This is a genomic window from Microbacterium sp. S1037 (genome assembly GCF_048381605.1).
Classification (GTDB): Bacteria; Actinomycetota; Actinomycetes; order Actinomycetales; family Microbacteriaceae; genus Microbacterium; species Microbacterium testaceum_B.
Genome location: NZ_JBLWIG010000002.1, coordinates 120,768 through 133,897 on the forward strand (window position 1 = coordinate 120,768; position 13,130 = coordinate 133,897).

General features: G+C 69.5%; 13 protein-coding genes. 11 read left to right on the forward strand and 2 right to left on the reverse strand.

The window, feature by feature from the left end; all coding sequences use genetic code 11:
* The 3 genes from ACMW4R_RS11255 to ACMW4R_RS11265 all read left to right on the forward strand — a co-directional run.
* On the forward strand, positions 1 to 429 hold a 429-nt coding region (locus ACMW4R_RS11255), incomplete at its 5' end, for a LacI family DNA-binding transcriptional regulator (RefSeq protein ID WP_418299971.1).
* 55 nt (positions 430 to 484) lie between these two features.
* A complete protein-coding gene (metG, locus tag ACMW4R_RS11260) occupies positions 485 to 2,059 on the forward strand; it encodes a methionine--tRNA ligase (protein WP_418299972.1) in 1,575 nt (524 codons plus the stop codon).
* A complete protein-coding gene (locus ACMW4R_RS11265; RefSeq protein WP_418299973.1) occupies positions 2,056 to 2,973 on the forward strand; it encodes a TatD family hydrolase in 918 nt (305 codons plus the stop codon). The genes metG and ACMW4R_RS11265 overlap by 4 nt, the downstream gene beginning before the upstream one ends.
* A 189-nt stretch (positions 2,974 to 3,162) precedes the next feature.
* Here the strand turns inward: ACMW4R_RS11265 and ACMW4R_RS11270 are convergent, their stop codons facing one another.
* Complete coding sequence (locus ACMW4R_RS11270; RefSeq protein WP_418300264.1) at positions 3,163 to 4,581, reverse strand: sugar porter family MFS transporter; 1,419 nt, start codon at positions 4,579 to 4,581, stop codon at positions 3,163 to 3,165.
* 96 nt (positions 4,582 to 4,677) lie between these two features.
* Here ACMW4R_RS11270 and rsmA point away from each other — a divergent pair, with 96 nt between their 5' ends.
* A complete protein-coding gene (gene rsmA / locus ACMW4R_RS11275; RefSeq protein ID WP_058597471.1) occupies positions 4,678 to 5,517 on the forward strand; it encodes a 16S rRNA (adenine(1518)-N(6)/adenine(1519)-N(6))-dimethyltransferase RsmA in 840 nt (279 codons plus the stop codon).
* 308 nt (positions 5,518 to 5,825) lie between these two features.
* Complete coding sequence (locus ACMW4R_RS11280) at positions 5,826 to 6,761, forward strand: phosphodiesterase (RefSeq protein WP_058597470.1); 936 nt, start codon at positions 5,826 to 5,828, stop codon at positions 6,759 to 6,761.
* On the opposite strand, the gene ACMW4R_RS11285 is transcribed toward ACMW4R_RS11280, so the two are convergent.
* Positions 6,712 to 8,292, reverse strand: a complete 1,581-nt coding sequence (locus tag ACMW4R_RS11285; RefSeq protein ID WP_418299974.1) for a stealth family protein — start codon at positions 8,290 to 8,292, stop codon at positions 6,712 to 6,714. The two genes, ACMW4R_RS11280 and ACMW4R_RS11285, sit on opposite strands and share 50 nt — an antisense overlap.
* Positions 8,293 to 8,404: 112 nt before the next feature.
* Between ACMW4R_RS11285 and mgrA the strand changes: the two genes are divergently transcribed.
* The 6 genes from mgrA (at position 8,405) to ACMW4R_RS11315 (ending at position 13,105) form a co-directional block, all read left to right on the forward strand.
* The gene (gene mgrA, locus ACMW4R_RS11290; RefSeq protein ID WP_058597468.1) at positions 8,405 to 9,472 is read left to right on the forward strand and encodes an L-glyceraldehyde 3-phosphate reductase; all 1,068 of its coding nucleotides are present in this window, start codon (positions 8,405 to 8,407) and stop codon (positions 9,470 to 9,472) included.
* A complete protein-coding gene (locus ACMW4R_RS11295; RefSeq protein WP_058614489.1) occupies positions 9,469 to 10,395 on the forward strand; it encodes a 4-(cytidine 5'-diphospho)-2-C-methyl-D-erythritol kinase in 927 nt (308 codons plus the stop codon). The genes mgrA and ACMW4R_RS11295 overlap by 4 nt, the downstream gene beginning before the upstream one ends.
* 137 nt (positions 10,396 to 10,532) lie before the next feature.
* The gene (locus ACMW4R_RS11300; protein ID WP_013586035.1) at positions 10,533 to 10,835 is read left to right on the forward strand and encodes a DUF427 domain-containing protein; all 303 of its coding nucleotides are present in this window, start codon (positions 10,533 to 10,535) and stop codon (positions 10,833 to 10,835) included.
* A gap of 13 nt (positions 10,836 to 10,848) precedes the next feature.
* Positions 10,849 to 11,673: an ABC transporter ATP-binding protein gene (locus ACMW4R_RS11305; RefSeq protein WP_058614487.1), complete on the forward strand. Its 825-nt coding sequence runs from the start codon at positions 10,849 to 10,851 to the stop codon at positions 11,671 to 11,673.
* Entirely contained in the window at positions 11,670 to 12,350 is a 681-nt protein-coding gene (locus ACMW4R_RS11310; RefSeq protein ID WP_058597465.1) for an ABC transporter permease, read from the forward strand. The genes ACMW4R_RS11305 and ACMW4R_RS11310 overlap by 4 nt, the downstream gene beginning before the upstream one ends.
* Entirely contained in the window at positions 12,347 to 13,105 is a 759-nt protein-coding gene (locus ACMW4R_RS11315) for an ABC transporter permease (protein WP_058614485.1), read from the forward strand. Before ACMW4R_RS11310 ends, ACMW4R_RS11315 begins: the two co-directional genes overlap by 4 nt.
* Positions 13,106 to 13,130: the final 25 nt, after the last annotated feature.

Genomic DNA, 13,130 nt, shown 5'->3' on the forward strand with positions numbered 1-13,130 from the left:
GCCGGACCCGACGACACCCCCGGCGGCCGCTTCCGGTTGGTCGGCTTCCGCGACGAGATGGGCTCCGACTTCGACCCCGCCCTCGTCGAGAGGGGCGACTACTCGTCGGACTCCGGGGCCGCCGCGATGGCACGCCTGCTCGAGAAGGCCCCTGACATCGACGCCGTCTTCGCCGCGTCCGACTCGATGGCGGCGGGCGCGGTGCAGACGCTCCGGCGTGCCGGACGTCGCGTGCCCGAGGACGTCGCTGTCGCAGGTTTCGACGACTCCGGCCTGGCGGCCACGCACGAGCCCGCGCTCACCACGATGCGCCAGCCCTGGGAGCAGCTCAGCGAGCGCATGGTGACCCTGCTGCTGGATGCCATCGCCGGACGGCCCGCCGCCCCGGTCGTCCTCGCGACCACTCTCGTCCCGCGCGACTCCGCGTGAGCGGCCCGTCGTCACGCGACCGCCGGGGTCGAGCGCGCCCCCGTAGAATCCTGGGGTGACTTCCGGCCGATCCTTCTACATCACGACGCCGATCTACTACCCGAGCGACGTCCCCCACATCGGCCACGGCTATACGACCGTGGCTGTGGACACGCTCGCGCGCTGGCACCGCCAGGCCGGTGACGACACCTGGATGCTGACCGGCACCGACGAGCACGGCCAGAAGATGATGCGTGCCGCGGCCGCGAACAACCACACCCCGCAGGGGTGGGTCGACAAGCTCGTGGGCGAGTCGTGGTTCCCCCTGCTGAAGACGCTCGACGTCGCCAACGACGACTTCATCCGCACGAGCCAGCCGCGCCACGAGGAGCGCGTGGCCAAGTTCGTGCAGGCGCTCTACGACCGGGGGTACATCTACGCCGGCGAGTTCGAGGCGCTGTACTGCGTCGGGTGCGAGGAGTTCAAGACCGAGGCCGAGATCGTCGACGGCGAGGGCCCCTTCGAGGGACTCAAGGTCTGCGCGATCCACTCGAAGCCGCTCGAACTGCTGCAGGAGAAGAACTACTTCTTCAAGCTCAGCGAGTTCCAGGAGCCCCTGCTCGAGCTCTACAAGACGGTGCCCGACTTCGTGCGCCCGGAGTCGGCGCGCAACGAGGTCGTATCGTTCGTGAAGAACGGCCTGAAAGACCTGTCGATCTCGCGGTCGACCTTCGACTGGGGCATCCAGGTGCCGTGGGACGACTCTCACGTCATCTACGTGTGGGTCGACGCTCTGCTGAACTACGCCACGGCGATCGGCTACGGCACCGACCCCGAGGAGTTCGCGCGCCGCTGGCCCGCGTACCACGTGGTGGGCAAGGACATCCTGCGCTTCCACGCGGTCATCTGGCCCGCGATGCTGATGGCAGCAGGCCTCGAGGTGCCCCGCGGCGTCTTCGCGCACGGCTGGCTGCTCGTCGGCGGCGAGAAGATGTCGAAGTCCAAGCTCACCGGCATCGCCCCGACGGAGATCACCGACGTCTTCGGCTCCGACGCCTACCGGTTCTACTTCCTCTCCGCGATCGCGTTCGGTCAGGACGGGTCGTTCTCCTGGGAAGATCTCTCGGCCCGTTACCAGGCCGAACTCGCCAACGGCTTCGGCAACCTGGCATCCCGCACGATCGCGATGATCGAGCGGTACTTCGAAGGGATCGTGCCGCCCTCGGGCGCGCTCACCGAGATCGATCGCGCGATCCAGCAGACGGTGGCGGATGCCGCGACGAACGCGGACGCGGCCATCGAGAAGTTCCGTATCGACGAGGCGATCGCCGCGATCTGGACGATCGTCGACGCGCTCAACGGGTACATCACCGACAACGAGCCATGGGCTCTGGCGAAGGACCCCGAGAAGCGCGAGCGCCTCGGCACGGTGCTGTACACGGCCGCCGAGGGACTCCGCGCGCTCGCCGTGCTGCTGTCGCCGGTCATGCCGATCGCGACCGAGAAGCTGTGGATCGCGCTGGGTGCCGCCGAGAGCATCGGCCGTCTGCACGAGCAGCCGCTGCGCGACGCCGGTCAGTGGGGCGTGCTGCGTCCCGGATCGTCGGTGAACGGGCTCTCGCCGCTGTTCCCGCGCGTCGAGCAGGCATGAGCACCCCCGTCGAGCGGCCCCGCGGCACCATTGAGGGCGGCGACCCGAGCCAGTACGTGCGGGAGCGTTCGACGGACGGCCGTCGCGACGTGAGCTACCCGCCCGCGCCCGAGCCGCTCGGCGTGCCCGTCTACGACAACCACACGCACCTCGAGATCGAGGACGGCGAGACAGGACTGTCGCTCGACGAGCAGCTCGAGCGTGCCCTGGCCGTGGGAGTGCACGGCGTCGTCCAGGCCGGCGGCGACGTCGACTCGTCGCGCTGGTCGGCATGGGCGGCCGACACGCACCCTCGGGTGCTGGCCGCCGTGGCCATCCACCCGAACGAGGCTCCCGTCTACGAGCGCGCGGGTGAGCTGGATTCCGCGATCGCGGTCATCGACGAGCTCGCCGCCGCTCCCCGGGTGCGAGCGATCGGTGAGACGGGCCTCGACTTCTTCCGAACCGACGCCGATGGCATCCCGGCTCAGATCCGCTCGTTCGAGGCGCACATCGCGCTCGCGAAGAAGCACGGGATCGCCATGCAGATCCACGACCGCGACGCCCACGACGCCGTGCTCGAGACCCTCGAGCGCGTCGGCGCACCCGAGAAGACCGTGTTCCACTGCTTCTCCGGTGATGCCGAGATGGCGCGGATCGCCGCCGACCGCGGCTACTACCTCTCGTTCGCCGGCAACGTGACCTTCAAGAACGCGCAGAACCTGCGCGACGCCCTCGCGGTGACGCCGCTCGAGCGCATCCTCGTCGAGACCGACGCGCCGTTCCTGACGCCCGCGCCCTACCGTGGCCGCCCGAACGCGCCGTACCTCATCCCGGTCACGCTCCGCTTCCTCGCGGCCGAGCGGGGGATGGATGCCGACGAGCTCGGTGCCCATGTCGCCGCGAACACCCTCGAGGTGTACGGACCGTTCTGACCCCGGCACCGCGAAGGCCGGCACCCCGCGGGGAGCCGGCCTTCGTCATTCGGGTCGAGATCAGCGCTTCTCGTCGTCGAGACGGGCTTCTTCGGCGCGCTCCAGGCGATCCTTCTCCTTCTGGGCTGCCTCGCGCTCTTCGCGGATCTCTTCGTGCGACTTCGAGTTGTTGGTCATGTTCCGGTCCTCTCAGGCGGTCTTCTTCGGTTTGCGGACGAAAAGGGTCTCGGTCTGCTCGAGTTCCATGCCCTTGGTCTCGGGGATCTTCCACAGGACGAAGACGAACGACAGGGCGGCGAAGAACGCGTACCCGCCGTAGGTGATCGCGAGCGACCAGTCGGCCAGCTGCGGGAAGGTCCACGACACGAGGAAGTTGGCGAGCCACTGCGCACCGGCGGCGACGCCGAGCGCCTTTCCGCGGATGCGGCTGGGGAAGATCTCGCCGAGGAGCACCCACACCAGCGGGCCCCACGAGGCGCCGAAGCCGACGACGAACAGGTTCGCCGCGACGAGGGCGACCGGCGCCCAGATGCCCGGGAGTGAGACGTCCTGGCCCGAGCCGGTGGCGAACGAGAACGCCAGCGCCATCGCACCGAGCGACAGCGTCATCAGGGCCGAGCCGACGAGCAGCAGGGGCTTACGACCGACCCGGTCCACCAGCCAGATGGCGATGAGGGTCACGAGCACGTTCGTGACCGAGGTGATCACGCCGATGAGCAGCGAGTCACTCTCGTCGAAGCCCACCGCCCGCCAGAGGCTCGTGGAGTAGTAGAAGATCACGTTGATGCCGACGAACTGCTGGAACACCGACAGGATGATGCCGATCCAGACGATCGGCTGAAGGCCCAGCGCCTTGCCGGCGATCGATGCGCCCTTGTTCTTGCGGTCGGTCTCGATCGCGCTGGTCAGTTCGTTGATGGTCTTGTCGAGGTCGGCCGGCGGCACCAGGCGCGCGAAGATCGCGCGGGCCTCGTCGGCGCGGCCGCGTGCGAGGAGGAAGCGCGGAGACTCGGGCATCGTGAACGCCAGAAGACCGTAGACGGCGGCGGGGACGACGCCGACGAGGAACATCCACCGCCAGGCCTCGAGCCCCCACCAGAGCTGGTTGTCGGCCGTGCCGCCCGCGGCACCCACGAGGAGGGCGTTGCTGAGCAGGGCGGCGAAGATGCCGAGGGTGATCGCGAGCTGCTGCAGCGATGCGAGGCTGCCGCGGATCTGCCGGGGCGCAACCTCGGCGATGTAGGCGGGTGCGACCACCGAGGCGATGCCGATGCCGAGACCGCCGATGACGCGCCAGATCGTGAGGTCCAGGACGCTGAACGTCAGTGCCGATCCGATCGACGACGCCAGGAAGAGCACGGCGCCGACCATCATGACCTTGAGGCGACCGAAACGGTCCGACAGGGCACCGGCGGCGATCGCGCCGATCGCGCACCCGATGAGGGCGATCGCGACGACGAAGCCGGTGAGGGTCGGCACCTTCGTGTACTCGCTCTCGATCGACTGGACCGCGCCGTTGATGACGGAGGAGTCGAAGCCGAAGAGGAACCCGCCCACCGCGGCGGCGACCGAGAGCACGATGGCTCTTCGACCGAAGGGGCTCCGCATGGTGAAAGCGTTGGCGGGTATCGACTGCGTCTGACTCACCCGCTCAACGTACTCCTGTCACCCGGCGGGTGGCGGGAGGCTGACTACAGTGGAACAATGCCCGTTTCCCTCCTCGGTGCCGCCGAGATCCGCCGACTCGCCACCGAGCTCGACGTCACCCCGACCAAGAAGCTCGGGCAGAACTTCGTGGTCGACGCGAACACGGTGCGCAAGATCGTCCAGGTCGCCGGGGTCTCGGCATCCGACCGTGTCGTCGAGATCGGGCCGGGTCTCGGTTCGCTCACGCTCGCGATCCTCGAGACGGGCGCCTCGGTGGTCGCGGTCGAGATCGACCACCGGCTCGCGGAGCGGCTGCCCGTCACCGCCGCGGCCCACGACGTCCCCGCGGACCGTCTCACGGTGATCGATGCCGATGCTCTCCGCGTCGACGACCTCCCGGGCGAGCCGAGCGTGCTGGTGGCGAACCTGCCGTACAACGTCTCGGTGCCCGTGCTGCTGCACTTCCTCGAGACGTTCCCGTACCTGCGCAGCGGTGTCGTCATGGTCCAGGCCGAGGTGGGGGAGCGCCTCGCCGCCCCTCCCGGCTCCAAGGTCTACGGCGCCCCGAGCGTCAAGGCCGCCTGGTACGGCGCGTGGCGGCTGGCGGGCACGGTCTCGCGTCAGGTGTTCTGGCCCGTCCCGAACGTCGACAGCGTGCTGGTCGCTTTCGAGCGGGATGCCGAACCCCGCGGCACCGAGGAGCACCGGCGACGCACGTTCCAGATCGTGGATGCCGCGTTCCAGCAGCGGCGCAAGATGCTCCGCCAGGCGCTGTCCGGCGTTCTCGGTGGAACCGCGGCCGAGGCCTCGCTCCAGCTCGAGCGGGCCGACGTCGACCCCACTCTCCGCGGCGAGCAGCTCACGGTCGACGACTACGCGCGTATCGCCGCCCTCTGACACACCCGCGGCGCCTGGACGCCCCCAAGCCTTCGCCGCCGTCCCGCGGTGCCGCCGTCCCGCGGTGCTGGTTCATCTGCATGATCGATGGGGCGCGTGAAGCCTCCTGAGGCGACTGGGCGTCGCGCGAAGCGATCGCTCCTGCATCCTGACCAGGGCAGCCGCGCCGCGCCCCGGGCGCAACGAAACCGGGCGAAATTCTCACCGTGTTCATCGCGCGTTCCTGAAACATGCCTGTAACATTCCAGGGCAAGCCGGGAGCATCACGCCGGTCACGAGGTCGTACCCGACGACCCGAGAGGAACGAGATGCGTTACGCCGAGTACCCCCGAGCCGAGAGGGTGCTGCTGCACCTGAGCGACACCCACCTGCGCGCCGGCGGAGCGCCGCTGTACGACCGGGTCGACTCCGAGGCGTACCTCGCCCGGGCGGTCGCCGCGATCGAGGCATCCGGGGTCCGTCCCGATGCCCTGGTGTTCACCGGAGACCTGGCCGACTTCGGCGAGGGCGACGCCTACGACCGCGTCCGCACGCTCGTCGAACCGCTCGCGGAGCGTCTCGACACGCGCGTGGTCTGGGTCATGGGAAACCACGACGATCGCGCCACCTTCCGCTCTCACCTGCTCCCCGACGACGACGCGGCGCCGACCGCTCCCGTCGATCGCGTCGACGAGTTCGACGGGCTGCGCATCATCACGCTCGACACGTCGGTCCCGGGCTTCCACCACGGCGAGGTGACGCCCGCCCAGCTCGAGTGGCTCGCCGACGTCCTCGCGACGCCCGCGCCGCTGGGCACGATCCTCGCTCTCCACCACCCGCCCGTGCCGAGTGTGCTCGATCTGGCCGCGTCGGTCGAACTGCGCGACCAGCGCAGCCTCGCGGCCGTGCTGCGGGGAACCGATGTCCGAGCGATCCTGGCCGGGCACCTGCACTACTCGACCTTCGCGACGTTCGCGGGCATCCCGGTCTCGGTCGCCTCCGCCACCTGCTACACGCAGGACCTCATGGTCCCCGTGGGCGGCACGCGCCCGCAGGACGGTGCGCAGGGCTTCAACCTCGTGCACATCTACGACGAGACGATCGTCCACTCGGTGGTGCCGCTCGGCGGTGCCGAGGAGCTGCAGTACGTCGATGCCGCCGAGTCGCAGGAACGCCTGCGCGCGGCGGGCATCGAGGTCCCGGCGAACCGCGGACTCAGTGGGCGGGTGTCGCCGCCGACGACGCCGTTGCCGGTTCTGCGCTGACGCTCGTCTTCTCCCACGGCGCCGCGATCGGGAAGTAACGCTCGAGGCACGCGCGGAGCGCGGGCACCCGCACCTCCTCGGGGATCTCGGGCACGCTTCCGTCGTTGAGGCAGAACATGTCGGTGTCGCGGCGCGAGACGAGTCGCTCCATCGTGCGCAGGGAATCGAGCTGCGTCGTCTGGACGTAGCGCGTGCGCGGCTCGGTCGTGACGACCGCCCGGCCCGTGGCCAGCGCGTAGTAGTGGTAGAGGCTGTTCGTGACCGAGATGTCGGTGGCCGAACGGAAACGACTCGCGGCCGTCCGGGCGTAGTCCTCGGCGAACTCCTGCTCGAGCTCGAACGCCACGGAGCGCCGCAGCGGCGTCGCGCAGTGCTCGAGGTCGAGCGTGATCACTCGGCCGAAGCGCTCCTTCAGCAGCGCCCGGTTCACGCGCAGACCGTTGTCGTGACCCGAGCGATCCACGTGCGGGGCACCGCTTCCGATCCGGATGCCGCTCTCGACGAAGCGGCTCACGCCCCCGCCGCTGAAGAACAGTTCCGGGGTCACGGGGCGACCGAAGAACATGTCGTCGTTGCTGTAGAGGAAGTGCTCGGCGAGGCCGGGGATGCGGTGCAGCTGCGCCTCGACGGCGTGCGAGTTGTGGGTCGGGAGCACGGAGGGGTCCGCGAAGAACTCCTCGCTGCGCACGATCGTGACCTTGGGGTGGTCGGCGAGCCACTCCGGGGTCGGGGAGTCGGTCGCGATGAAGATGCGGCGCACCCACGGCGCGTACATGTGCACGCTGCGCAGCGCGTACCGCAGCTCGTCGACCTGTCGGTAGCGGGCGGCGTTGTCGTCGCCGTCGCCCACGACATAGCCCTGCATGCGCGCGGCTCGCTGCCGCTGGAACTCGCTCGACGAGCCGTCGACCCACGAGAACACCATGTCGATGTCGCCGACGAACTCTTTCGGGTGCGGGTCGAACATGCCCGCGACCGTCTGCCACCGGCGGCCGTAGCGTTCCACCTCGACGAGGTCGAGATCGGCGCGGCCGAAGCGGCGACGGGTGAGGGCGCTGGGGCGAGGGGCCTCGATGGTCTTCTCGCCGAATCTCCAAAACTCCAGCCGCGGAGCGAGGGCCGCCCCGTACCGGTACGAGCCCTCGGTCGAGGTGCGCGGACGGAAGACGGCGTAGGCCTCGATCGAACCGGGGGAGGGGGCGACGCTGTGAGCGGGGACCGGGTCCTCGCCGCGCGCCTTGAGGTAGATCGGGCCCAGCTCGGGGTCGCGCAGAGCGGCGAGAGCGGCATCCGCGTCGACCGTGTCGACGACGAGCTTCGGTCGCCGGTTGGCGTCGCGAACGAGCATCACCGAGACGCCGGCGGCCTCGACGGCCTCGGCGACGGTCAGCAGGTCGTCGCGCTCGGCATCCGAGGGGGTGGACGCGTCGTCGATGACGTGCAGGATGCCGTCCAGCATCCGGATGTCGGACCGGGAGAGGAGTGTCCGCCAGGGATCCGTATCGATCGGAAGGGGAACGATCGAGCGCATATGCGGCCTCCTCGGGGTCGATGGTGAATCCGTACACCGTAGATACTCGGCGTTACGGGAGCGTTTCGGCATCGGGGCCGAAGCAGGGGGATGGGCGCGCTACTGTCGAAGAGTGACTGATCCCGCTCGATTCGGCCCGGACGTACCCGACCTTCACCGGCCTTACAGCGCGCGGGAAGCGCGATATTCCAGTGTCGCATACCGCCAAGTCGGTCGGAGCGGCCTCTTCCTCCCCCCGATCTCGCTCGGATTGTGGTGGAACTTCGGCGACAACGTCCCGTTCGACCGCCAGCGCGAGGTGCTCCGCCACGCGTTCGATCGCGGGATCACGCACTTCGATCTCGCGAACAACTACGGCCCGCCCTACGGCTCGGCCGAGACGAACTTCGGCCGCATGATGCGCGAAGACTTCGGCCGGTACCGCGACGAGCTCATCATCTCGTCGAAGGCCGGCTACGACATGTGGCCCGGGCCCTACGGCAACTGGGGATCGCGCAAGTACCTCCTGGCCAGCGCCGAGCAGTCGCTGACGCGCATGAGCGTCGACTACGTCGACATCTTCTACTCGCACCGCGTCGACCCGGTGACCCCCATCGAAGAGACGATCGGCGCCCTCGACACGCTCGTCCGGCAGGGCAAGGCGCTCTACGTCGGCATCTCGTCGTACAGCGCCGAGCGCACCGCCGAGGCCGCCGCCGTGGCCCGATCGCTCGGCACGCCGCTGGTGATCCACCAGCCGTCGTACTCGATCCTCAATCGCTGGGTCGAGGACGGGCTCACCTCCACGCTCCGGCAGGAGGGCATGGGGGCGATCGCGTTCACGCCCCTGGCTCAGGGACTCCTCACCGACAAGTACCTCGGCGACGGCCAGGCCGACCGCTCCCAGAAGCGTTCTTCCCTGCCCGACCGGATGCTGACGGATGCCGCCCTCTCGGCGCTGCGCAGCCTGGACGTCATCGCGAAGGAGCGCGGGCAGACCCTGGCGCAGATGGCGCTTCAGTGGGTGCTGCGCGATGAGACCGTGGCATCCGCCCTCATCGGCGCCTCGCGGACGCAGCAGCTCGACGAGAACCTCGCCGCGCTCGACGGACCGGCGTTCGACACCGAGGAGCTGGAGCGCATCGACGCGCTGTCCGAGGCCGCCGATGTCGACCTCTGGCGGGCGTCGTCGTCATCATGAGCTCCGCTGAATCGGTCCGCGTTCGCGCACCGGGCAAGATCAACGTCTTCCTCGAGGTCGGCGACGTCAAGGACGACGGCTATCACGATGTGGCCACGGCGTACCAGGCCGTCTCGCTCTACGAGGAGATGACCGCCACCGCGGCCGACGACATCACGCTCGAGGTGTCCGCGCGGGGTCCCGTCGACATCGACGGGGTGCCCACCGACGACCGCAATCTGGCGGTGCGGGCGGCGCGTCTGCTGGCCGAGACCGCGGGCATCGACCGTGGGGTGCACCTCTCGATCGTCAAGGCCGTGCCCGTGGCCGGCGGGATGGGGGGCGGCTCCGCAGACGCGGCGGCGGCGCTCGTCGCGTGCGACGCTCTGTGGGGGCTCGGGATGCCGACCTCGGAGCTCGTGCGCCTCGCGGCCCAGCTCGGAGCCGACGTACCGTTCGCCCTGCTCGGCGGGACGGCGGTCGGAACCGGGCGCGGCGACGAGCTCAGCCCCGCCCTGGCCCGTGGCCGTTTCGACTGGGTCCTGGTGCCGAACGAGATCGGCATGTCGACCCCCGTCGTCTACGGCGAGCTCGACGCTCACCGCGAGCGCCATGCCGTCGACATCGGACCGGCACCCCGGATACCGGCGGTGGCGCCGGAGGTCCTGCACGCGCTGCGCCAGGGCGACGCCGAGATGCTGGCCGCTTCGCTGCGCAACGACCTGCAGGCGCCCGCCCTCCATCTCCGCCCCGACCTCGCGCGCGTGCTCGAGCGCGGCGAGAGCTCCGGAGCCCTCGCCGGCCTCGTGTCCGGGTCGGGGCCGACCCTCGCTTTCCTCGCGGCCGACGAGGAGTCGGCGATCGATCTGCAGGTCACGTTGAGCGCTGCCGGACTCGTTGCCCTCCACGTCCACGGACCGGTCGGCGGCGCCCGCGTGCTCTGAGCGGCTTGCACCCTAGACCAGCCCGTCACACGGGGCAATGTTCGTTTTGCGCAGCATCCACTTGGTTAGCCTCTCGGAAGGTGGCTGGTCCACCGCTGGGCGCCGTGCCCGCGGGACGCCACGAGAGGGGTTTCGTCATGAAGGCAGTGCTCGACGGCGTCGTGATCGCTGAAGCCGACCGCGACGACGTGGTGTCGATCGAGGGCAACTGGTACTTCCCGCCGCGCGCCGTGCGCGAGGGCGCCCTGAACGAGAGCCCCACCCCCTACACCTGCCCGTGGAAGGGCGAGGTGCAGTACTGGAACGTCTCGCTCGACGGAGCGGAGCTCGCCGACGGCGCCTGGTCGTACCCCGACCTCCGCCCCGGTGCGGTGGAGCGTGTGGGCACGGACTTCGCCGGGTACGTGGCCTTCGACCGCAAGGTCGTGGTCTCCGACTGAGGTCGGGCACAGCATGATCGAGTTCTCGACCGTCTCGAAGGTCTTCCCCGACGGCACACGCGCCGTCGATGACTTCAGCCTCGTCATCCCCTCGCGGAAGACGACCGTTTTCGTGGGATCGTCCGGCTGCGGAAAGACCACTCTGCTCCGGATGATCAACCGGATGGTCGAGCCCTCCGCGGGCACGATCTCGATCGACGGCGACGACATCGGCGGCAAGCCCGCGGTCCACCTGCGCCGGAGCATCGGCTACGTCATGCAGAACTCGGGCCTGCTTCCGCACTTCACCGTCGCCGACAACATCGCCACCGTGCCCGTGCTGCAGGGGCAGAACCGCAAGACCGCTCGCGCCCGCGCGCTCGAGCTGATGAAGACCGTCGGCCTGGACACGGCGATGGCCGACCGATACCCCAGCCAGCTGTCGGGCGGCCAGCAGCAGCGCGTGGGCGTCGCCCGCGGGCTCGCGGCCGACCCGAACATCCTCCTCATGGACGAGCCGTTCGGCGCCGTCGACCCGATCGTGCGCGACGAACTGCAGCAGGAGCTCCTGCGCCTCCAGAGCGAGATCGGCAAGACCATCGTCTTCGTCACGCACGACATCGACGAGGCCTTCCTGCTCGGCGATCAGGTCGTGATCCTCGAGAAGGGCGCGCACATCGCGCAGGTCGGCTCGCCCAGCGAGATCGTCGAGAACCCGGCATCCGACTTCGTGGCGAGCTTCATCGGCGCCGTCAAAGGCAAGCGCGCCCTGCACCTCAAGCAGACGCCACGCGGGACCGTCGTCGTCGACGCCGAGGGGCGGACCCAGGGCGCTCTTGTGGAGGATTCCCGCCCGTGAACTGGGTAGGCAACAATCTCGAGCTGATCGGGGAGCTGGCTCTGGTGCACCTGCGCCAGAGTCTCATCGCGCTGATCGCGGGCTTCATCGTCAGCATCCCCCTGGGGTGGTTCGCGTGGCGGTATCGCCTGGTGCGGAGCAGTGTCATCACGATCACGGGCCTGCTCTACACGATCCCCTCGCTCGCCCTTCTGATCCTCGTCCCGGTCGTCACCGGCTGGTACAGCATCGTCAGCGAGAACAACCTGATCGTCGCGCTCGCGGTCTACGCCGTGGCGATCCTCGTGCGCGCGGTCGCCGACGGACTCGACTCGGTGGACGCCGGAGTGCGCCAGGCCTCGACGGCGATCGGCTACGGCTCGTTCCGGCGGTTCTGGGCGGTCGAGTTCCCGCTGGCCGGGCCGGTGGTTCTCGCGGGGCTCCGCGTCACGTCGGCCAGCACGATCGCTCTGGCGACGGTCGGCATCCTCGTCGGCATCCAGAACCTCGGATACCTGTTCACCAACGGCCTGCAGCGCCGCATCATCCCCGAGGTGTTCGCGGGGGTCATCGCGGTCGTCGTCCTCGCCCTCGTGATCGACCTGCTCCTGGTCTTCGCCGGGCGGCTCCTCATGCCGTGGACGCGCGGGACCCGGACCGTGTCGCGCATCTCCAACCGGACGTTGGTGAAGGCGTGAACCTCATCGGCGAGGCGTTCGCCTGGATCTTCTCGGGCGATCAGAGCCCATTCGACCCGCTCGGCCTGGCCCTGGGCGTGCAGCTGCTATACACGTTCGTCTCGGTCGTCATCGCGGGACTCATCGCGATTCCGCTGGGATGGTTCATCGGGCACACGGGCAAGGGGCGCGAGACCGCCGTCGCGATCTCCGGGGCCGCTCGAGCGATCCCGTCCTTCGGTCTGCTCATCCTGCTGACCCTGCTCCTCGGGGTGCTGCACAAGCCCGAGGCGGCCGTCATCTCGTTCGTCATCCTGGCGATCCCGTCGCTCCTCGCCGGCGCCTACACGGGCCTCGAGGCGATCGACCGTCGCGTGATCGACGCGGGGCGGTCGATGGGCATGACCGAGATGCAGATCTTCTGGCGCATCGAGGTTCCGCTCGGGCTGCCGCTGCTGGTCGGCGGCATCCGCGCGGCGACCCTGCAGGTGCTGGCGACGGTCACGATCGCCGCGTACATCGGCCTCGGCGGACTCGGGCAGTACATCATCGCCGCGATCCCACTGCGGCGTTTCGACATGCTCATCGGCGGCGCCATCCTCGTCGCGGTGCTCGCGCTCGTCATCGACGGGCTCTTCGCCCTCCTCCAGCACCTCGTCGTGCCCCGCGGCATCCGTGTCGCCGGTGCCGCGCAGCCGCAGCGGCGCTCCGCCCGCCGTCGTCGCGCCGAGGCCCTCGCCGTGGGGGCGCCCGCCGCACCCCCGGCGACTTCCTGACCCACCCGAATCCCGAATCACCAGA

Excerpts from the sequence above, each read along its gene's own strand:
- ACMW4R_RS11265 (WP_418299973.1), top strand. The coding sequence starts at position 2,056 with ATGAGCACCCCCGTCGAGCGGCCCCGCGGCACCATTGAGGGCGGCGAC.
- ACMW4R_RS11270 (WP_418300264.1), bottom strand. The coding sequence starts at position 4,581 with ATGCGGAGCCCCTTCGGTCGAAGAGCCATCGTGCTCTCGGTCGCCGCC.
- rsmA (WP_058597471.1), top strand. The coding sequence starts at position 4,678 with ATGCCCGTTTCCCTCCTCGGTGCCGCCGAGATCCGCCGACTCGCCACC.
- ACMW4R_RS11280 (WP_058597470.1), top strand. The coding sequence starts at position 5,826 with ATGCGTTACGCCGAGTACCCCCGAGCCGAGAGGGTGCTGCTGCACCTG.
- ACMW4R_RS11285 (WP_418299974.1), bottom strand. The coding sequence starts at position 8,292 with ATGCGCTCGATCGTTCCCCTTCCGATCGATACGGATCCCTGGCGGACA.
- ACMW4R_RS11295 (WP_058614489.1), top strand. The coding sequence starts at position 9,469 with ATGAGCTCCGCTGAATCGGTCCGCGTTCGCGCACCGGGCAAGATCAAC.
- ACMW4R_RS11300 (WP_013586035.1), top strand. The coding sequence starts at position 10,533 with ATGAAGGCAGTGCTCGACGGCGTCGTGATCGCTGAAGCCGACCGCGAC.
- ACMW4R_RS11305 (WP_058614487.1), top strand. The coding sequence starts at position 10,849 with ATGATCGAGTTCTCGACCGTCTCGAAGGTCTTCCCCGACGGCACACGC.